Consider the following 20,085-nt stretch of genomic DNA (forward strand, 5'->3'; position numbering starts at 1 on the left):
GATCGGCGCCGCGCGGAACTTTCGTGCGGTTTGGGGCAAAGATGTCGGGCGTGATCGTGGTGATGCGTCAGACGCTGCTGTCGTGCACGTCACTCGCGCGCAAGGGCCTGATGGGTCTCGCTGCGACTGCGCTTGCGCCGGCAAGTCCGGGCTTCGCGGGCGATGGCGTGCCGGCCGAGGCGATTTCTACGTTGTTCGAGCTGAGCCGTCAGGACGTCGCCGAAGTCACGGCGATGCTGGCGCTGCTCGGCTTCTCGGTGGTCGCCGCGGTCGCGCTGGTGCGCACGCGTCTGGCGGCTGCGCGGAAGGAGGCGCGGCTGCGCGCCGAGGTCGCCGAGCTGCAGCTGCAGGCCGATCGCTATCGTGCGCTGCTGTTCGCCGAGCCGCAGATCCTGATCGCCTGGCCGGCCGGCGGCCACCGGCCGCAGATCTCCGGCGACACCGCGATGCTGGTGCCGGCAGAGCAGCCGCAGCGCATTCTCGCCTTCGGCACCTGGCTGCCGCCCGAGCCGGCGCTGCAGCTCGACCGCGCGGTCGAGGCGCTACGCGAGGCCGGCGAAGGCTTCATGCTCAACCTCACCACCTCGCATGGCCACGCCATCGAGGCGATGGGCCGCGCCATCGGCGGCCAGGCCATCGTGCGCATCCGCGAATTGTCCGGCCTGCGCCGCGAGCTTGCCGAGACGCAGATTCGCTTCAAGGCGCTAGGCGAGGAGACGGAGTCGCTGCGCGCTCTGGCGTCGGCGCTGCCGTGGCCGATCTGGGCGCGGCAGGCCAATGGTGCGCTCGCCTACGTCAACGCCGCCTATGCCCGCGCCGCCGATGCGCGCGACGTGCCCGATGCGATCAGCCGCAATCTCGAGCTGCTCGATTCCGCCGACAGAACCGACCTGCAGCGCGCGCTCGGCGCCGGCGGCCATTTCGAGGGCCGGCTGCCGATCGTGATGGGCGGCGAGCGCCGCATCCACGACGTGCGCGCCTTCACGCTCGGCGGCGGCAGCGCCGGTGTGGCCGTCGACGCCAGCGAAGCAGTAGCGCTGAGCGACGCGCTGGTGCGGATGCACGAGGCGCACCGCCGCACGCTCGACCAGCTGTCGTCCGGCGTCGCCGTGTTCGACGGCCAGCGCCGGCTCGCCTTCTACAACGATTCCTATCGCCGTCTGTGGGATCTCGACCCGGCGTTCCTCGACAGCCAGCCGGACGATTCCTCCGTGCTCGACCGTCTCCGCGCCTCGCGCAAATTGCCCGAGCAGGCCGATTTCCGCGGCTGGAAGGCCAAGCTGCACGAGGCCTATCGCGCCGTCGAAGCCGCCAAGGACACCTGGTTCCTGCCCGACGGCCGCGCGCTCTCGGTCGTCACCACGCCCAATCCGGAAGGCGGCGTCACCTATCTGTTCGACGACGTCACCGAAAGGCTCGACCTCGCCCGCCGCTTCGACGGCCTGATCCGCGTCCAGCGCGAAACGCTCGACAGCCTCGCCGAAGGCGTGGCGGTGTTCGGCTCGAACGGCCGCGTCGAGCTGTTCAACCCGGCCTACGCCAAGATGTGGCGGCTGTCGCCAGACAGCTTGCGCGAACATCCGCACATCGACACCGTCGAATCCTGGTGCCGTCCGATCTACGACGACAGCGTCGCGTGGCGTACCATCCGCGAGGCCATCACCTCGATCGAGAACCGTCTCGATGTGGCGCTGAAGCTGGAGCGCAAGGACGGCAGCGTGCTCGACTGCATGAGCCGGCCGCTGCCGGACGGCGCGACGATGCTGACGTTCCAGGACATCACCGACACCGAGAACGTCGAGCGGGCGCTGCGCGAGAGCAACGAGGCGCTGGAAGCCGCCGGGCAGATGAAGATCGACTTCGTCCACCACGTGTCCTACGAGCTGCGCGCGCCGCTGACCACCATCATCGGCTTCGCGCATTTCCTCTCCGACCCCTCGACCGGACCGCTGACGCCAAAGCAGGCCGAGTATCTCGACTACGTCACCAAGTCGACCAACGCGCTGCTGGCGCTGACCAACAACATTCTCGACCTCGCCACCATCGATGCCGGCGCGATGAAGCTGGAGCTCGGGCCGGTCGACGCCGCCAAGGCGATCGAGGCCGCCGCCGAAGGCGTGCAGGACCGTCTCGCCACCGACCGCATCCGCCTCAAGGTCGAGGTCGCCTCCGATGTCGGCAGCTTCGTCGGCGACGAGCGCCGCGTCGTGCAGGTGCTGTACAATCTGCTCGCCAACGCCGTGGGCTTCTCGCCGCAGGACTCCACGGTCATGGTCGCAGCCCGCCGCACCGATCACAGCGTCGCCTTCTCCGTCACCGATTCCGGCCCCGGCATTCCTGCTGACATCAAGGACCAGATGTTCGACTGGTTCGTCAGCCGCTCGCAGGGCTCGCGCCATCGCGGCGCCGGGCTCGGCCTGTCGCTGGTGCGCTCCTTCGTCGAGCTGCATGGCGGCAAGGTGCGGATGGATTCGGTGGTCGGCAAGGGCACCACCGTCACCTGCGACTTCCCGACCGACCACATCGCGCAACGCAACGCCGCGGAATGACGGACCGGCTGACATTCACCACCGCGCTGGCGGACGAGACCGCAACCGCCGCCCTGATGGCCGACCTCGCGCTGCTGATCGGCCCGGGCGTGCTGATCACGCTCACCGGCGATCTCGGCGCCGGCAAGACCGCGGCGGCGCGGGCGATGATCCGCTACCTTGCGGGCGACGATGAGCTCGAAGTGCCGAGCCCAACCTTTACCCTGGCGCAGAGCTACGAGTTGCCGAGCTTCCCGCTGCTGCACGCCGATCTCTACCGCATCAGCGACGCCTCCGAGCTGGAGGAGATCGGCCTTTCGCCGCTGCCGGACGCGACGGTGGTGCTGATCGAATGGCCCGAGCGCGCCGGCGACGCGCTGCCGCACGACCGCGTCGACATCGCGTTGCGCCACGATACGGCCCAAGGCGACAGCGCGCGCAGCGTCGAGATCACCGGCACCGGCAAGGCCGCCGCGATCGTCGCGCGGCTCAAGGCGCTGCGCGAATTCCTCACCGAGGCGGGCCACGCCAAGTCGCGCCGCGAGCGCATGGCCGGCGATGCCTCCACGCGTTCCTATGCGCGGCTCTACAAGGGTGAGCGCGTCTACATTTTGATGAACTCGCCGAAGCGGCCGGATGGTCCTGCGATCTACAACGGCAAGCCGTACAGTGGCGCCGTGCATCTCGCCGAGGACGTCCGCCCATTCGTAGCGATCGCAGGCGCCTTGCGCGGACGCGGCATCTCGGCGCCGAAGATCAACGACGCAGACCTCGACCAGGGTTTTCTGGTCACTGAGGATCTCGGCCGCGAGGGCGTGATCGAGGGCGATCCGCCGCGCCCGATCGTCGCGCGCTACGAGGTGGCAACGGATCTGCTCGCCGCGCTGCATGCGCAGGACGTTCCGTCGGTGCTGCCGCTGGCGCCGCAGGTCACCTACACGGTCCCGGCCTTCGACGTCGACGCCATGCTGATCGAGATCGGCCTGATGCTCGAATGGTACCTGCCCGACCGCGGCGTCGAACCATCGCAGGTGCTGCGTGCCGAATTCATGGAGATGTGGCGCGACCTGCTGGAGGCGCCGCTCGCCGCCAAGCCGACCTGGGTCATACGCGACTATCACTCGCCGAACCTGCTGTGGCTGCCCGCGCGCGAAGGCATCGCGAAGGTCGGCGTGATCGACTTCCAGGACGCGGTGATGGGCCCGCCAGCGTATGACGTCGTGTCGCTGGCGCAGGACGCCCGCATCGACGTCTCAGCCGAGATCGAGCAGGCGCTGCTCGCCCGCTACATCGCCGCGCGCCAGGCCGCTTCAGCCGACTTCGACGCCGATGAGCTCCGCGCGCACTACGCGATCATGTCCGCCCAGCGCAACACCCGCCTGCTCGGCACCTTCGCCCGCCTCAACCGCCGCGACGGCAAGCCGCACTACCTCAAGCACCAACCCCGCATCTGGGACTACCTGCACCGCGCGCTGGCCGACCCGGCGCTGGAGCCGCTGCGCGGCTGGTACGCGACGAATGTGCCGCCACCGGCGGGCGTGGGTTAAGAGCACGCTCGCGTCCAAACAATGCTGTCGTCCCGGCGAACGCCGGGACCCATACCGCGGACGCTGTCGAGGGACGGGACTGGCAGTTGACTGCCTCACACCGGCCGGTGGCTATGGGTCCCGGCTCAAGGCCGGGACGACAGCGGAGTGTGCTGCACGAGGGACGCACCCCCATTATCACCCCCGTCCAGGCCACCGCGTCAAAACCGCCCCACCCCCGTAGCTTTACCGGTTCTTAGCCATCCCCCTTTACCTTGCCGCTGCGGCGCCCGGTTGCGCCGTGTGTGAAGGAGGTTGTGATGGCAGAGCGGATGAAGGGCGAGCGCGTCGTCTTCGAGCGCGGCATCCCGGCTTTCATGATGGGCATCGACGGCACCTGGCGGCGCAACTGCACTATCGAGGACGTCTCCGAGACCGGAGCCAAGCTGACGGTCGAAGGCTCGGTCGAGGGCCTGCATCTCAAGGAGTTCTTCCTGCTGCTGTCGTCGACGGGCCTGGCCTATCGGCGCTGCGAGCTCGCCTGGGTCAATGGCGACCAGATCGGCGTCACGTTCCTGAAGCAAGGAAAGAAGAAGGCCAGCAAGCGCGCCGCCGCCGAAGCCTGACGGCAGCTGCGTCATCTTGCGTCGGGGACGGCGCCCGTCATCGTCGCATAATCGTCATCGGGGCCCGCTATCGCAGCCGATCGAGACGATAAGCGTCCTCGCGTGCTATGATTCGCACGTACCACTTCCGTTCGAGATTGCCTGAAAATGCCCGTCAAGCCGCACAAAGCCATGGTCCTCGCCGCCGGTCTCGGATTGCGCATGCGTCCGCTGACCGAGACGATGCCGAAGCCGCTGGTGCGCGTCGCCGGACGTCCGCTGCTCGACCACGTGCTCGACCGCCTGGCCGAGGCCGGTGTCACCGAAGCCGTCGTCAACGTGCACTACCTCGCCGACCAGATCATCGCGCACACATCGACGCGCACCACCCCTCGCGTGATCATCTCCGACGAGCGCGACCAGGTGCTCGGCACCGGCGGTGGCGTCGTCAAGGCGCTGCCGCAGCTGGGCTCCGAGCCGTTCTTCCACGTCAATTCCGACACGATGTGGATCGAGGGCGTGCGCCAGAACCTGACGCGCCTCGCCGACGCCTTCGATCCCGCGCGCATGGACATCATGCTGCTGATGGCCCCGACCGCGACCTCGATCGGCTATGCCGGCCTCGGCGACTACGCGATGCTCGCCGACGGCAGCTTGCGCAAGCGCCGGGAGCACCAGGTGGTGCCGTTCGTCTATGCCGGCGCGGCGATCATCTCGCCTGCGGTTTTCGATGGCGCGCCGAAGGGCGAGTTCTCGCTGACCAGAATGTTCGACAAGGCCAACGAGCAGGATCGCCTGTTCGGCCTGCGCCTCGAAGGCGTCTGGATGCATGTCGGCACGCCGGCCGCAGTCACCGAAGCCGAAGAGGCGCTGCTGGAGAGCGCGGCTTAGGATCAAGGCCGACTCTTTGCATTCAGTGTCGTCCTGGCCAAGCCCTGGCGTCGCGCAGCGAGGACGGGGCCCAGAGCCGGGACCCATAGCCACCGCCGGACGTGTGGCGAAGACTCGCCATGACGATCCCGCGACAACCAACTCCCTGTGGCTATGGATCCCGGGTCGGCGCCTCCGACAGCGCTCGCGCGCTGCCGGCGGCTTGCCCGGGACGACACCGAATGTGCTGGTGTCGCGTGATCATCTCACGCGCCGTGGGAGGACATGAGACCCAGAACTGACGCTTCGGGCCAAGAGGAACCGTCCCACAGAGGGTGTGCGCACGGGCAGTCGCCGCGAGGCACCAACCTATCAACACCCATCCACACCCCGGATATGACCTTCCGCGCACCGCTCCCTATATAGATGCCGGAGCCACATTCGAATCGCAGGCCATGCGCGTCTTCACCGTTCCCATCTCGGCGCCGTTCCTGCGCAGCGTGATCGCGGCGCTGGTCGATGGCCGGCTGGTCGACGGGTTCGAGGCCCGCAGCGACCCGGCGCGGCTCGCGACCGCAACGCTATATCTGCCGACGCGGCGCTCGCTCCGTGTCGCGCGCGAAATGTTCCTGGATGAACTGAAGACCGATGCGGCGGTGCTGCCTCGCCTAGTCGCACTCGGCGACATCGACGAGGACGAGCTCGCCTTCGCCGAGGATCGCGACGCGTTTCTCGGGCCCGCGCCGCTGGAGATTCCGGAGCGGCTCGACGATCTTCAGCGGCGGCTGACTCTCGCGCGGCTGGTCGCCGCCTGGGCCAAAACGCCGGTGTCGGCGCCACTGGTGATCGGCGGCCCGGCCTCGACGCTCGCGCTGGCCGGCGACCTCGCGCGGCTGATCGACGACATGGTGACGCGCGGCGTGTCGTGGGACGCGCTCGATCAGCTGGTGCCGGATCAGCTCGACAAATACTGGCAGTATTCGCTGGAGTTCCTGCGCATCGCGCGCACGGCATGGCCGGCCTATCTGCAGGAGATCGAACGCATCGAACCGGCGGCACGGCGCGACCTGCTGATCGCCGCCGAAGCCGCGCGGCTGTCGGCGCATCCCGATGGTCCGGTGATTGCCGCAGGCTCGACCGGCTCGATGCCGGCGACCGCAAAATTCCTGCTCGCGGTCGCCAAGCTGCCGCATGGCGCCGTGGTGCTGCCCGGCCTCGACACCGATCTTGACGAAGCGGCGTGGAGTTCGATCGGCGGCGCCAGGGATCGCGCCGGACGCGTGCTCACGCCGCCGGCCGTCAACCATCCGCAATATGCAATGCACCTGCTGCTCAAGCGCTTCGGCCTGGAGCGTCGCGACGTGATCCGCCTCGCGCCGACAGGCCGCGGCGGCCGCGAGGTGCTGATCTCGGAAGCGATGCGGCCATCGGAGGCGACCGCCGTGTGGCACGAGCGGCTGCGCCAGTTCGACATCGCGGCCAACATCGCCGAAGCGATCGACAATCTCGCGGTCGTCGCCGCGCCGAACCCGGAAATGGAGGCGCTGGCGATCGCGATCGCGATGCGCGAGGCGCGCCATCTCGGCAAATCGGCCGCGCTGGTCACGCCCGACCGAGCGCTGGCAAGGCGCGTGATGGCGGCACTGACGCGCTGGCATCTCACCTTCGACGATTCCGGCGGTGACGCGCTGTTGGAAACACCCGCCGGCATTTTCGCGCGGCTCGCCGCGGACTCGGCTGCGCGCGGCCTGGAGCCGCCGACCTTGCTTGCGCTGCTCAAGCATCCGCTGTGCCGGCTCGGCCGCGCCGCCCATGGCTGGAAGAGCGCGATCGAGACGCTGGAGCTCGCTCTGCTTCGCGGCACACGGCCTCAAGCCGGCACCAGCGGGCTCGCCCGCGACTTCGCGCGCTTTCGCGACGAGCACACCAAGCTGAGCCAGGGCGAGGCGTCGTCGCTGCACCGTGCCGAGCCGCGCGCGCGGCTCAGGCCCGACCAGCTCGACCAGGCCGGCGCGCTGATCGCGCAACTGCAGACGGCGCTGGCGCCGCTGGAAAATCTCGCCTCCCCGCGGCCACAGGATTTCGCCGAGCTTGCCGCGCGGCATCGCGAGGTGCTGATCGCGCTGTCTTCAGACGATGTTGGCCTCAGCACCGCCTTCACCGATCGCGACGGCGTGGCGCTGGCGCGCTGCTTCGATGATCTGCTGGCGTCAGGCGAACGCTGCGGGCTGATGGCGCCGCTGTCGGACTATCCGGACTTGTTCCACACCGCTTTCTCCGATCGCGCCGTACGCCGCCCCGAGCGTCACGGCGCCCAGTTGCAGATCTACGGCCCGCTAGAAGCGCGGCTGATGCAGACCGATCGCATGATCATCGGCGGCCTGATCGAGGGCGTATGGCCGCCGGCGGCGCGCATCGATCCCTGGCTGAGCCGACCGATGCGGCATCAGCTCGGCCTCGATCTGCCCGAACGACGCATCGGACTATCAGCCCATGACTTCGCGCAGCTGCTCGGCGCGCCCGAAGTGATCCTGACCCACGCGGCAAAGTTCGGCGGCGCGCCGGCCGTGGCTTCGCGCTTCCTGCACCGGCTCGAAGCCGTCGCCGGCGCGGAGCGCTGGAAGGCCGCGACCGCGCGCGGCGAGAGCTACGTCCGTTTTGCCGAGGTGCTGGACCAGCCGGCCGCCGTGCGACCGGTCCAGCAGCCGGCGCCGAAGCCGCCGCTGGAGGCCCGCCCGCTGCGCATGTCCGTCACCGCGATCGAAGACTGGCTGCGCGATCCCTACACCATCTTCGCGCGCTACATTCTGCGGCTCGACCCGCTCGATCCCGTCGACATGCCCTTGTCGGCGGCCGATCGCGGCTCGGCAATCCACGAGGCGATCGGCGAGTTTACGCAGACCTTTGCCGAGGAGCTGCCACTGCATCCGGCGCATGCGCTACGCGTGATCGGCGAGAAGCACTTTGCGCCGCTGATGGAGCGGCCCGAAGCGCGCGCGCTGTGGTGGCCGCGCTTCCAGCGCATCGCCGGCTGGTTCGCGGCGTGGGAAACGGCACGCCGCGAGCAGATCGGCGCCATCACCGCGGAAATCCGCGGCGAGATCGGCATCCCCTTGGGCAAGGACCGCACCTTCATGCTGTCGGCCCGCGCCGACCGCATCGAGCAGCGCGCCGAGGGCACCTACGCCATTCTCGACTACAAGACCGGCCAGCCGCCGACCGCCAAGCAGGTGCGCATGGGGCTGTCGCCGCAGCTCACGCTCGAAGCCGCGATCCTGCGCGAGGGCGGCTTCGACGGCATTCCGGCCGGAAGCTTGATCAGCCAATTGGTCTATGTCCGTTTGTCGGGCAACAATCCGCCGGGCGAGGAGCGCGTCCTCGAACTGAAGATCAACAAGAGCGACACGCCGCAGCACCCGGACCAGGCGGCGCAGGAGGCGCGCGTCAAGCTCGAAGAGCTGATCCGCAGCTTCGAGGATGTGAACCAGGGCTATACGTCGCTGAACCTGTCGATGTGGTCGAACCGCTACGGCGCCTATGATGATCTCGCCCGCATCAAGGAATGGTCGGCCGCCGGCGGCCTCGGAGTGGAGGAATGGTGAAGGCGCCCCGCCCCATTCCGCAGGCCGTGCGCGACGCGCAGACGCGCGCGTCGAATCCGGCGGCGTCGGCGTTCGTGTCGGCCAATGCCGGCTCGGGCAAGACGCATGTGCTGGTGCAGCGCGTGATCCGGCTGCTGCTCGACGGCGTGCCGCCGGAGAAGATCCTGTGCATCACCTTCACCAAGGCGGCCGCCGCCAACATGGCGGAGCGCGTGTTCTCGACGCTCGGACATTGGGTGACGCTCCACGACGATGCGCTCGACAGCGCGATCAAGTCGACCGGCATTGTCAGCTCTGACAAGAAGCTGCGGGCGTCGGCGCGCAAACTTTTTGCGAGCGCGCTGGAAACGCCGGGTGGATTGAAGGTGCAGACCATCCACGCGCTGTGCACGCGGCTGCTGCAGCAGTTTCCGTTCGAGGCCAATGTGCCGGCGCGGTTCTCGGTGCTCGACGACCGCGACCAGACCGAGATGATGGAGCGTGCCAATCTCAAGGTGCTGCTCGATGCGGCGCGCGCCCCCGACAGCGCGGTCGGCCGCGCGCTGCAGGTGGCGATGGCCAATGCCGCCGACTCCACGTTCAAGGACGTCGTCCGCGAGGCGTGTCTCAGCCGCGATCACTTCATGGCCTGGACCGATGGCGCGGGCCGTGTCGAGGTCGCCGCGCAGCATCTCGGGCAGGTGCTCGGCATCAGCGCCGACGAGACGCTGGAGGCGATCGAGCGCGATATCCTCGATGGTCCCAACCTGCCGCGCACGGATTGGACCGATATCGCCGCGCGGCTGGATGGAGGGGCCAAGACCGACCAGAAGCAGGCGGAGCAGCTCCGCGCGGCGCTGGCGTTCTCGGGCAGCGATCAGGTCGACGAATATCTCCGCGTGTTCCTGACCGACGACAAGGAGCCGCGCAAATCGCTGCTCACCAAGAAGTTTGCAGACGCCAATCCCGGGCTGGCCGGCCTGTTCGACTCGGAAGCGCGCCGAATCGACCGCCTGATCGAGAAGCGTCGCGCCGCCGTGGTGCGCGACCGTACCGAGGCGCTGCTGCAGATCGCGACCGCCTCCGCCGCGAACTATCGCCGCGAGAAGGAGGAGCGCGGCCTGCTCGACTATGATGACCTGATCGACAAGACGCTGGCGATGCTGAACCGCGTCTCCGCCGGCTGGGTGCACTACAAGCTCGACCGCGGCGTCGATCACGTGCTGATCGACGAGGCGCAGGACACCAGCCCGCGGCAGTGGGACATCGTCGCTCACATCATCGAGGAGTTCACGTCGGGCGCCGGTGCGCGCGACGGGCTGACGCGCACGATTTTCGCGGTCGGCGACGAGAAGCAGTCGATCTTCTCGTTCCAGGGCGCCGACCCGCACGAGTTCGATGCCCGCCGGCGGCAACTGCAGAAGCGGTTCACCGACGCCGGGCTGCTGTTCGATCCGGTCTCCTTCACCTATTCGTTCCGCTCCGGCCCGACGGTGCTGCACGCGGTCGACCACGTGTTCAGGGAGCGCGAGGTCTACAGCAGCATCCATTCGCCCGACATCGGCTACCCCATCCACAACGCGCTGACCGATGCCGGGCCGAGCATGGTCGAGCTGTGGAGCCTGTGCGAACGCGACGACCGCAAGGAGATCGAGGGTTGGCGCGCGCCGTTCGACGGCGTCTCCGTCACCAGCCCCGAAGTCAAGCTGTCCAGGCGCATCCAGGCCGAGATCAAGCGGCTGATCGGTGTGGGCACGATGACCGGCCATGACGGTGCGCGGCGGCGGCTGAGCTATGGCGACATGCTGATCCTGGTGCGCCGGCGCGGCAACGCGTTCGATGCCGTGATCCAGGCGCTGAAGCACGCAGGGATTCCCGTCGCGGGTGCCGACCGCCTCAAGCTGACCGAGCACATCGCGATCATCGATCTGATGAACCTCGCCGACGCGCTGCTGCTGCCGCAGGACGACCTGGCGCTGGCGACCGCGTTGAAGAGCCCGCTGTTCGGCCTCGACGACGAAGACCTGTTCAAGCTCGCCTGGCAGCGCCGCGGCTCGCTGCGCGAGGCGCTGTACGCACATGCCGTCGATGATCCGCGCCTGCAGGCGGTCGTGCGTCGCCTGCAGCAATGCGAGCGCCGCGCCGCTGATGAGACGCCGTTCGCGTTCTATGCCTGGCTGCTCGGTGGCGATGGCGGGCGGCGGCGCATGCTGGCGCGGCTCGGCCACGAGGCCAATGACGCGCTCGATGAGTTCCTCGAATTGGCGCTGTCCTACGAGCGCAAGGCGCCGGCCTCGCTGCAAGGATTTGTCGGCTGGCTGCGCGCGGCTGACACCGAGGTGAAGCGCGACATGGAGATCTCGCGCGACGAGGTGCGCGTGATGACCGTGCACGGCGCCAAGGGCCTCGAAGCGTCAGTGGTGTTCCTGGTCGACACGACGTCGTCGCCGGCGGACTCGCAACGGCTGCGGCTGATCCACGTGCCGCATGGTGAACGGGAGATCGTGGTCTGGGCCGGGCGCAAGGCCGACGATCCGCAAGCCGTGGCGGCGGCACGCGTGGCGATGCTGAAGGAGACCGAGGACGAATATCGCCGGCTGCTCTATGTCGCGATGACCCGCGCTGCGGATCGCCTGGTGATCGGCGGCTGCATGCCGGGCAACATGAACAATGTCCGCGGCGGCAGCTGGTACGACCTGATGGCGCGCGGGCTCGATGCGGCGGGTCTGCAGGTCGAGGTGGTCGAGACCGAGGACGGGCCGGTCAAGCGATACGCCCGCGCGGAGGACATCGCGGAGACCTCCAAAGACGAGGCGCGGCGGATGGTGGAAACAGCCGTCGAGCTGCCGGCGTGGCTGCGCACGGCGGCGGTCGACGCACCGGGCGAAGTGGCCGTGCTCCGGCCGTCCGATCCCTCTGCCGACGAGCGGCCGGTCCGGACCGGCGAATCGCTCGCCGCGCGCAGTCTTGCGATGCAGCGCGGCACCTTGGTGCACCGGCTGCTGCAGTCGCTGCCGGACGTGCTGCCGGAGCGGCGGCGCGATGCCGCGCTGCGATATCTGCTGCGCAATGCCCCGGACTGGCCGGAGGACGACCGCCAAGGGCTCGCGGAGCGCGTGCTCACGGTCATCGCAGATCCGCGCTTTGCCGCGGTGTTCGCGGCCGGCAGCCGGGCGGAAGTGTCAATTGTGGGCCGGCTCGCACTGGCTGGACAGCCGGCGGCCCTGGTGTCCGGCCAGATCGACCGTCTCGTCGTGACCGCAGCCGAGGTGCTGATCGTCGACTTCAAGACCAACCAGCAGCCACCCTCCGAGCTGTCAGACGTGCCGCAGGCCTATGTCCGCCAGCTCGCGCTGTACCGCGCCGTGCTGCGCCAGCTGTATCCCGGGAGGGCGGTCCGGGCCGCCCTGCTCTGGACCGAAGCTCCTGAATTCATGGAGCTTCCGGTCTCCGCGCAGGACGCCATGCTGCCATCCCAGCACGACTGAGTGAGCGCGCTTGACCCGGCATGACGCCATTCATACTTTGACACCCACGTTGAGGCGGCGCGATCCTTGCGCCGCGCCCTCCAACCGAACGAGGTAATTTCCGATGGCCGCCGTAGCCAAGGTTTCCGACGCCGATTTCGAAAGCGAAGTGCTCAAGGCCGACGGTCCGGTCGTGGTCGACTTCTGGGCCGAGTGGTGCGGCCCGTGCCGCATGATCGCGCCGGCACTCGACGAGATCGCCAGCGCGATGGGCGACAAGGTCAAGATCGTGAAGCTGAACGTCGACGAGAGCCCGAAGACGGCCTCGAAGTACGGCGTGATGTCGATCCCGACCCTGATGGTGTTCAAGGGCGGCGAGATGGCCTCCCGCCAGGTCGGCGCCGCGCCGAAGGCCAAGCTGCAGCAGTGGATCTCGTCGGCGGTGTGACGCTGCGGACGAGGGTTTTTCTCGAACGGCCGGCGCAATCGCCGGCCGTTTGCGTTGAGAGGGGGTGTTTGCAACGTTTTCGGACTTCGCCATGCCCGCCCGCGCCAGCCGTTCCCCCTCCCGCAAATCCGACCTTCTCGCCATGGAGGCGCGCTCGGCGAAGGCGATCCCGCGCGGCGAGGAGTGGCAGTACGAGCCGAAATGGGATGGCTTCCGCTGCCTGCTGTCACGCGACGGCGCTCACGTGACGATGCAGTCCAAGGCCGGCGAGGATCTCGCGCGCTACTTCCCGGAAGTGGTCGCCGCCGCGCGCGAGCTCAAGGCCACCAGCTTCACGCTCGACGGCGAACTGGTGGTACCGCAAGCGAAGTCGTTCTCGTTCGATGCGCTGCTGCGGCGGATCCATCCCGCAGCGAGTCGCGTGAAGAAGCTGTCCCTTGAGACCCCGGCGTTATTCCTCGCCTTCGACCTCCTGGCGACGGCGAAGAACAAGGATCTCATGATGCAGACGCTGCACGAGCGGCGCCCGGCGCTGGAGGCGTTCGCGAAAGCGAACTTCACCGATCATCCGACCTTCCGGCTGTCGCCCGCGACAACGCGCTACGCGACCGCGCAGGACTGGCTGGCGCAGTCCGGCGGCGGCTCGGACGGCGTGATCGCCAAGCGCATCGACCTGCCCTACCAGTCGGGCAATCGCGACGGCATGCAGAAGATCAAGCGCTACCGCTCCGCCGATTGCGTGATCGGCGGCTTCCGCTACGCGACCAACAAGGGGACGAACGGGCGCAAGCTGGTCGGCTCGTTGTTACTTGGCCTCTACGGCGACGACGGGCTTCTGCACCACGTCGGCTTCACCTCGGCGCTCAAGAAGGACGAGAAGCTCGCGCTGACCGACAAGCTCGAGCCACTGATCTCGCCGCCCGGCTTCACCGGCAATGCGCCAGGCGGGCCGAGCCGGTGGTCGACCGAGCGCTCGGCGGAGTGGTGTCCGCTGCAGCCGAAGCTGGTGATCGAGGTCTGCTACGATCACTTTTCCGGCGAGCGCTTTCGCCACGGCACCTCGATCCTGCACTGGCGCCCGGACAAATCGCCGAAGCAATGCACCTTCGAGCAGCTCGCGCAGAAGGTCGCTGATCCGCTGAAGCTGCTCGCGTGAGCTCAGCGGATCCAGCCGGTCGCGAGGGCCGATGCAAATTCTGCGTCGCCATTGGCGCGCGCCAGCTCGGCCATCGCGCTGTGATCATAGGGCACGTGGCGGAAGCTCACGCTCCAGCCGGCCGGCGTCAGCTCAAGGATCGCGTAGCGCGCGTCGGGCGTACCGGCCTGCACGACATGCGGATGCGGCATGTTGTAGGAAAAGCCGGGACTGCCGACGCTGCCGGGATTGACGATCAGCCGCCCGTCACGCAGCCGGACGGCACGCGCAGTGTGCGTATGGCCGCACAGGATCAGGGACTGCGAGATGCCGGCGGCCAGTCGCTCGATGTCGTCGAGCGGCGCGCAGGTGATCGCGCCATCCGGCGCGACGTTTTCGAGCCAGTAGGTGTTGTCGTCCTCAGGTGTCGCGTGACAGAGGAAGACCTGGTCGCGATAGACGGTCGTCGCCGGGATCGTGCGCAGCCAGTCGAGATGGCTGGCTTCAAGCTGTGGGTAAGCAGGCCGCTCCCAGGCGCCCATCTTCTCGAACGGCCGATCGATCAGCCAGCGATCGTGATTGCCGCGCACATGCACGGCATCGAGCGGCATCAGCAGGTCCATGGTCTTGCGCGCGTCGAGCGGACCGCTCGCCATGTCGCCGAGATCAACGATGTCGGTTACGCCTTGCGCACCGATGTCGGCGAGCACGGCTTCGAGCGCGAGATGGTTGCCGTGGATGTCCGCGATCGCGGCGAAGCGCATGCGGAAGTTCCTCTCAGGTCGGCGGCGTGCCGTTGAGGTCGAGCACGTGGCCCGCGAGATACAGCGACCCAGTGATGAGGATCCGCGGCGGCACCTCATAGGCCAGCCGCGCGATGCCGGCGAGCGCCGAAGCCACGCCGTCAGCGATCTCGACGCGCATGCCGAGCATCCGCGCAGCAGCGGCGAGATCGGCCGGCGCCATCGCCTTGCTCTCGTTCGGGATCGGAACGACGATGATGTGCCGCGTCAGCCCGGCGAAATTGGCGAGGAAGGCCGCGGCGTCCTTGTTGCCCATCATGCCGACGATGACGACGAGCTGCCGCGACACGCGCTCTTCGAGGTCGCCGATCGCCGCTGCGACCACGCGACCGCCTTCGGCATTGTGGCCACCGTCGAGCCAGATCTCCGCGCCGTGCGGCGCGATCGCAGTGAGCGCGCCAGTCGACAGCCGCTGCATGCGCGCCGGCCATTCGGCGTTGACGATGCCGTCCTCGAACGCCTTGGTCGTGAGCTTGAACTGATCGATCGCGCGCAACGTCGCGATGGCAAGGCCCGCATTGTCGAACTGATGCCGGCCGAACAGTTTTGGTGCAGGAAGATCAAGGAGGCCACGATCGTCCTGATAGACGAGGCGATTGCGTTCGACGCTGACGTGCCAGCTCTCACCGGCGGCGAACAGCGGCGCGCGCTGACGCTTGGACTCGTGCTCGATCACGGCCATCGCATCAGGCTCCTGCACCGCCGAGATCACCGGACAGCCACGCTTGATGATCGCCGCCTTCTCGGCCGCGATCAGCGCGCGGGTATCACCGAGAAATTCCATGTGGTCCATGCTGATCGGCGTCAGCACTGATGCCGCGACGTGATCGACCACGTTGGTGGAGTCGAGCCGCCCGCCGAGGCCCACTTCGAGCAGCACGACATCGGCCGGGTGCTTCGCGAACAGCACGAAAGCCGCGACGGTCTTGACCTCGAAGAACGTGATCGGCGCGCCGGCGTTCACCCGCTCGCATTCCAGCAGCGCGGAAGTGAGCTCGTCATCGTCGACGAGAACACCACCGCCGACCTTGCCGAGGCGATAGCTCTCGTTGATGCGCACCAGCCAGGGCGAGGTGAAGACGTGAACGCGCAGCCCCGCGGCTTCGAGCATCGCGCGCAGATAGGCGACCGTGGAGCCTTTGCCGTTGGTGCCGGCGACATGGATCACCGGCGGCAGCTTGCGCTCGGGATGACCGAGCTGAGCCAGCAACCGGTGCATGCGTTCCAGCCCGAGCGAGATCTTGCTCGGATGCAGCGCAGAAAGCCGCGCGATCAGCTCGTCGACCGAGGGCCTTGGCTGGGCGGCGGAATCGTTCACGCGCTCGTTGCGACCGCCGGCGCTTCCGCCGTCTCGGCGGGCTTGGCAGGCGGCGGCAGCTGCGGCGCGGGCTTGGCCTGTTCGGCCACCGGCGTCTTGGTCAGCAGCCGGCACAGCCGCGCCAAGGTCGGACGCAGGTCATGACGATGCACGACCATGTCGACCATGCCGTGGTCGAGGAGGTACTCCGCGCGCTGGAAACCCTCGGGCAGCTTCTCGCGGATGGTCTGCTCGATCACGCGCTGGCCGGCGAAGCCGATCAATGCGCCGGGCTCGGCGATGTGGACGTCGCCGAGCATGGCGTAAGACGCGGTGACGCCGCCGGTGGTCGGATTGGTCTGCACGACGATGTAGGGCAGCTTGGCCTCGCGCAGCATCTGCACGGCGACCGTGGTGCGCGGCATCTGCATCAGCGACAGGATGCCCTCCTGCATCCGCGCGCCGCCGGAGGCCGCGAACACGATGAACGGCGACTTCTTCTCGAGTGCAAGTTCGAGCCCACGTACGATGGCTTCGCCGGCGGCCATGCCGAGCGAGCCGCCCATGAAATCGAAATCCTGCACGGCGATGACGACGCCCATGCCTTCGAGCTTGCCGAAGCCGACCTTGACGGCATCGTTCATGCCGGTGCGCGCCCGCGCGTCCTTGATGCGATCGGCGTAACGGCGCTCGTCGCGGAACTTCAGCGGATCAGGGGTGACGTCGGGCAGCGCGACGTCGAACCAGGTCTCGTTGTCGAACATCGACTTGAGCCGCGCACTCGCCCCCATGCGCATGTGGTAGTTGGAGCCGGGGATGACGAACTGGTTGGCCTCGACATCCTTGTAGAACACGAGCTGTCCGGAGTCCGGACATTTGATCCAGAGGTTTTCCGGCGTCTCGCGGCGCAGGATGTTGCGGATCTTCGGCCGGACCACGTTGGTAAGCCAGTTCATGGGAAGCTCCGTTTTGCGGTCGCCGGCATATATGGCGGGACGGCCGCGTCACGGCAAGCCGGGCGCGGCGTTCATCGGGGTGTGGTTGACGATCTATTCCGCCGCCTGTTGCGCCCCGCGCACGCCCTGGGCGAGCGCAGCGGCCAAATCAGCGACCGCGCTGACGGTCTTGGCGGTGGCGCGGCCCTCGGCATCGAGACTGGCACGCAGGGCGTCCACCAGGGCGGTGCCGACCACGGCGCCATCGGAATGGGCGGCAATGGACCGGGCGGTCTCCGGTGTCCGGATGCCGAAGCCGACGCAGACGGGCAGCGCGGTGTGGCGCTTGATGCGCGCGACGGCGGCACTCACCGCCGACGAATCGGCTGCCGCAGCGCCGGTGATGCCGGTGATCGAGACGTAATAGACGAAGCCGGAGGTGTTCGCGAGCACGGCCGGCAGCCGCTTGTCATCGGTCGTCGGCGTCGCCAGGCGGATGAAGTTCAGCCCGGCCTTCAGCGCCGGAATGCACAGCTCGGTGTCTTCCTCCGGCGGCAGATCGACGATGATCAGGCCGTCCACGCCGGCGCTCTTGGCATCGTCGAGGAACTTGTCGACGCCATAGATATAGATCGGATTGTAGTAGCCCATCAGCACGATCGGCGTGGCCGCGTCGCTCTCGCGAAAGCTGCGCACCAGCTGCAGCGTCTTCTTCAAGGTCATGCCCGCCTTCAGCGCGCGCAGACCGGCGGCCTGGATAGACGGACCATCGGCCATCGGATCGGTGAACGGCATGCCGATCTCGATGATGTCGGCACCAGCCTGCGGCAGCGCCTTGACGATCGCGAGCGACGTCTCCGGATCGGGGTCACCGCCCATCACGAAAGTCACGAACGCCGAGCGGCCTTCCTGCTTCAACTGCGCGAAGCGCGCATCCATACGGGTCGTCACTGTGCCTTCGCCCTTCCTCGCAGGATATCGCCGACCTGCGGCACGTCCTTGTCGCCGCGGCCCGACATGTTGACCACCATGAGATGGTCCTTCGGCTTCTTCGGCGCGAGCTCCATCACCTTGGCGATCGCATGCGCCGGCTCAAGCGCCGGGATGATGCCTTCGAGACGCGACAGCAGCTGGAACGCCGCGAGCGCCTCTTCGTCGGTCGCCGAGAGATAGTTCACGCGGCCGACATCGTGCAGCCAGGAATGCTCGGGACCGATGCCGGGGTAGTCGAGACCGGCCGAGATCGAATGCGCTTCGTCGATCTGACCGTCCTCGTTCATCAGCAGATAGGTGCGGTTGCCATGCAGGACGCCGGGGCGGCCACCGGCGATCGAGGCGGCGTGCAGATGCGTGAGACCATGGCCGGCGGCTTCAACGCCGTAGATCTCGACCGAGGGGTCATCGAGGAACGGATGAAACAGGCCCATCGCGTTGGAGCCGCCGCCGATGCAGGCGATCAGCGAGTCCGGCAGGCGGCCTTCGGCCTCCTGCATCTGCGTGCGGGTCTCGTGGCCGATCACCGACTGGAAGTCGCGCACCATCATCGGATAGGGATGCGGGCCGGCGACGGTGCCGATGCAGTAGAACGTGTTGTGGACGTTGGTGACCCAGTCACGCAACGCCTCGTTCATTGCATCCTTGAGCGTCTTGGCGCCGGATTGCACCGGCACCACCTTGGCGCCGAGCATCTCCATGCGGATCACGTTCGGCTGCTGCCGCTCGACGTCGACCGCGCCCATGTAGACGACGCAGTCGAGCCCGAAGCGCGCGCACAGCGTCGCCGTCGCCACGCCGTGCTGGCCGGCGCCGGTCTCGGCGATGATGCGCTTCTTGCCCATGCGGCGCGCGACCATGATCTGGCCGAGCACGTTGTTGACCTTGTGCGAGCCGGTGTGATTCAGCTCCTCGCGCTTGAAGTAGATCTTTGCGCCGCCGAGATGCTCGGTGAGACGCTCCGCGAAATACAGCGGCGAGGGCCGGCCGACGTAGTGCTTCAGGTGGCCATTCATCTCGGCGTGATAAGCCGGATCGGCCTTGGCCTCGGCATAGGCCTTCTCCAGATCGAGGATCAGCGGCATCAGGGTTTCGGCGACGAAGCGGCCGCCGAAGATGCCGAAATGACCGCGGTCATCCGGACCGCTGCGGTAGGAATTGGGAATGGCTGTCGTCATTGCACGCTCAACTCTTCAGCGGCCCGTGCCGCACGAATGAAATCCCGGATCATGTCGCAATCCTTCACCCCCGGCGCCCGCTCGACACCAGAGGACACGTCGACGCCGCCGGCGCGTGAGATCCGCACGGCCTCGGCAACGTTGTCAGCGCTCAGGCCGCCCGAGAGCATGAAGGGTCGGTCGAGCTTCAGCCCCTGCAGCACATGCCAATCGAAGGTGGCCCCGAGCCCGCCGGGGCGCGTGGCATTCTTCGGTGCCCGCGCATCGAACAGGATGCGGTCGCAGACGTCGGCGTAGCCCGGCAGCGGCGCGAGGTCGGCGGCAGTCTCGACCGGCATGGCCTTCATGATCGGCAGGCCGAAGCGCTGCTTGAGGTCGCGGATGCGCGCGACGCTCTCGCGGCCATGCAGCTGCAGGAGATCGGGCTGGAGGGTCTCGACGATGTTCTCGAAGGTCGCATCATCGGCATCGACGGTCAGCGCAACCTTCAGCGCGCGCCCCTTGGCCTGCCGGCCGAGCTCGCGCGCAGCGGTCAGGCCGACGTGGCGCGGCGACGGCGGGAAGAACACGAACCCGACCATGTCGGCGCCCGCGTCGAGCGCCGCACCGAGGGTGTCGGGCGTGGTCAGACCGCAGATTTTGACGAGCAGGGACATCGATGAACAACGCACGTCCGGGCGGAAAGGATCACCAGCGGCCGGCGGCTTCCGAGGCCCCTC

General features: G+C 67.9%; 14 protein-coding genes. 8 read left to right on the forward strand and 6 right to left on the reverse strand.

From position 1 onward, the window contains the following. The first annotated feature begins 41 nt into the window (after positions 1 to 41). From ACQR07_RS22105 to ACQR07_RS22140, 8 genes are all read left to right on the forward strand, one after another. Entirely contained in the window at positions 42 to 2,549 is a 2,508-nt protein-coding gene (locus ACQR07_RS22105) for a PAS-domain containing protein (protein WP_434904270.1), read from the forward strand. After that, complete coding sequence (gene tsaE, locus ACQR07_RS22110) at positions 2,546 to 4,075, forward strand: tRNA (adenosine(37)-N6)-threonylcarbamoyltransferase complex ATPase subunit type 1 TsaE (protein WP_434904271.1); 1,530 nt, start codon at positions 2,546 to 2,548, stop codon at positions 4,073 to 4,075. Before ACQR07_RS22105 ends, tsaE begins: the two co-directional genes overlap by 4 nt. Positions 4,076 to 4,374: 299 nt before the next feature. Then, a complete protein-coding gene (locus ACQR07_RS22115) occupies positions 4,375 to 4,680 on the forward strand; it encodes a PilZ domain-containing protein (RefSeq protein ID WP_434904272.1) in 306 nt (101 codons plus the stop codon). Positions 4,681 to 4,827: 147 nt separating this feature from the next. Next, complete coding sequence (locus ACQR07_RS22120; RefSeq protein WP_434904273.1) at positions 4,828 to 5,550, forward strand: nucleotidyltransferase family protein; 723 nt, start codon at positions 4,828 to 4,830, stop codon at positions 5,548 to 5,550. A gap of 434 nt (positions 5,551 to 5,984) precedes the next feature. After that, the gene (addB, locus tag ACQR07_RS22125; RefSeq protein ID WP_434904274.1) at positions 5,985 to 9,131 is read left to right on the forward strand and encodes a double-strand break repair protein AddB; all 3,147 of its coding nucleotides are present in this window, start codon (positions 5,985 to 5,987) and stop codon (positions 9,129 to 9,131) included. Next, entirely contained in the window at positions 9,125 to 12,598 is a 3,474-nt protein-coding gene (addA, locus tag ACQR07_RS22130) for a double-strand break repair helicase AddA (protein WP_434904275.1), read from the forward strand. Before addB ends, addA begins: the two co-directional genes overlap by 7 nt. Positions 12,599 to 12,701: 103 nt before the next feature. After that, positions 12,702 to 13,025 (forward strand): thioredoxin, encoded by a 324-nt coding sequence (gene trxA / locus ACQR07_RS22135; protein ID WP_434869685.1) that lies wholly within the window; start codon positions 12,702 to 12,704, stop codon positions 13,023 to 13,025. Positions 13,026 to 13,167: 142 nt separating this feature from the next. Next, positions 13,168 to 14,181: an ATP-dependent DNA ligase gene (locus tag ACQR07_RS22140; RefSeq protein ID WP_434904390.1), complete on the forward strand. Its 1,014-nt coding sequence runs from the start codon at positions 13,168 to 13,170 to the stop codon at positions 14,179 to 14,181. A gap of 2 nt (positions 14,182 to 14,183) precedes the next feature. On the opposite strand, the gene ACQR07_RS22145 is transcribed toward ACQR07_RS22140, so the two are convergent. The 6 genes from ACQR07_RS22145 to ACQR07_RS22170 form a co-directional block, all read right to left on the reverse strand. Then, positions 14,184 to 14,924 (reverse strand): metallophosphoesterase family protein, encoded by a 741-nt coding sequence (locus tag ACQR07_RS22145; RefSeq protein WP_434904276.1) that lies wholly within the window; start codon positions 14,922 to 14,924, stop codon positions 14,184 to 14,186. A gap of 13 nt (positions 14,925 to 14,937) precedes the next feature. After that, positions 14,938 to 16,281 carry a bifunctional folylpolyglutamate synthase/dihydrofolate synthase gene (locus ACQR07_RS22150; RefSeq protein ID WP_434904277.1) on the reverse strand — a complete coding sequence of 448 codons (1,344 nt, stop codon included), beginning with the start codon at positions 16,279 to 16,281 and terminating at the stop codon, positions 14,938 to 14,940. Further along, entirely contained in the window at positions 16,278 to 17,216 is a 939-nt protein-coding gene (gene accD, locus ACQR07_RS22155) for an acetyl-CoA carboxylase, carboxyltransferase subunit beta (RefSeq protein ID WP_434904278.1), read from the reverse strand. The genes ACQR07_RS22150 and accD overlap by 4 nt, the downstream gene beginning before the upstream one ends. 93 nt (positions 17,217 to 17,309) lie before the next feature. Beyond that, positions 17,310 to 18,146 carry a tryptophan synthase subunit alpha gene (gene trpA, locus ACQR07_RS22160; RefSeq protein WP_434904279.1) on the reverse strand — a complete coding sequence of 279 codons (837 nt, stop codon included), beginning with the start codon at positions 18,144 to 18,146 and terminating at the stop codon, positions 17,310 to 17,312. Further along, entirely contained in the window at positions 18,143 to 19,366 is a 1,224-nt protein-coding gene (gene trpB / locus ACQR07_RS22165) for a tryptophan synthase subunit beta (RefSeq protein WP_434869680.1), read from the reverse strand. The genes trpA and trpB overlap by 4 nt, the downstream gene beginning before the upstream one ends. Beyond that, positions 19,363 to 20,022, reverse strand: coding sequence for a phosphoribosylanthranilate isomerase (locus tag ACQR07_RS22170; protein ID WP_434904280.1), 660 nt, complete (start codon positions 20,020 to 20,022; stop codon positions 19,363 to 19,365). The genes trpB and ACQR07_RS22170 overlap by 4 nt, the downstream gene beginning before the upstream one ends. Between the last annotated feature and the right edge of the window lie 63 nt (positions 20,023 to 20,085).

It is taken from the genome of Bradyrhizobium sp. HKCCYLS20291, from assembly GCF_051167715.1.
Lineage (GTDB): Bacteria > Pseudomonadota > Alphaproteobacteria > Rhizobiales > Xanthobacteraceae > Bradyrhizobium.

Coding starts and splice junctions, on each gene's coding strand:
- ACQR07_RS22105 (WP_434904270.1), top strand. CDS start 42: ATGTCGGGCGTGATCGTGGTGATGCGTCAGACGCTGCTGTCGTGCACG.
- tsaE (WP_434904271.1), top strand. CDS start 2,546: ATGACGGACCGGCTGACATTCACCACCGCGCTGGCGGACGAGACCGCA.
- ACQR07_RS22115 (WP_434904272.1), top strand. CDS start 4,375: ATGGCAGAGCGGATGAAGGGCGAGCGCGTCGTCTTCGAGCGCGGCATC.
- ACQR07_RS22120 (WP_434904273.1), top strand. CDS start 4,828: ATGCCCGTCAAGCCGCACAAAGCCATGGTCCTCGCCGCCGGTCTCGGA.
- addB (WP_434904274.1), top strand. CDS start 5,985: ATGCGCGTCTTCACCGTTCCCATCTCGGCGCCGTTCCTGCGCAGCGTG.
- addA (WP_434904275.1), top strand. CDS start 9,125: ATGGTGAAGGCGCCCCGCCCCATTCCGCAGGCCGTGCGCGACGCGCAG.
- trxA (WP_434869685.1), top strand. CDS start 12,702: ATGGCCGCCGTAGCCAAGGTTTCCGACGCCGATTTCGAAAGCGAAGTG.
- ACQR07_RS22140 (WP_434904390.1), top strand. CDS start 13,168: ATGGAGGCGCGCTCGGCGAAGGCGATCCCGCGCGGCGAGGAGTGGCAG.
- ACQR07_RS22145 (WP_434904276.1), bottom strand. CDS start 14,924: ATGCGCTTCGCCGCGATCGCGGACATCCACGGCAACCATCTCGCGCTC.
- accD (WP_434904278.1), bottom strand. CDS start 17,216: ATGAACTGGCTTACCAACGTGGTCCGGCCGAAGATCCGCAACATCCTG.
- trpB (WP_434869680.1), bottom strand. CDS start 19,366: ATGACGACAGCCATTCCCAATTCCTACCGCAGCGGTCCGGATGACCGC.
- ACQR07_RS22170 (WP_434904280.1), bottom strand. CDS start 20,022: ATGTCCCTGCTCGTCAAAATCTGCGGTCTGACCACGCCCGACACCCTC.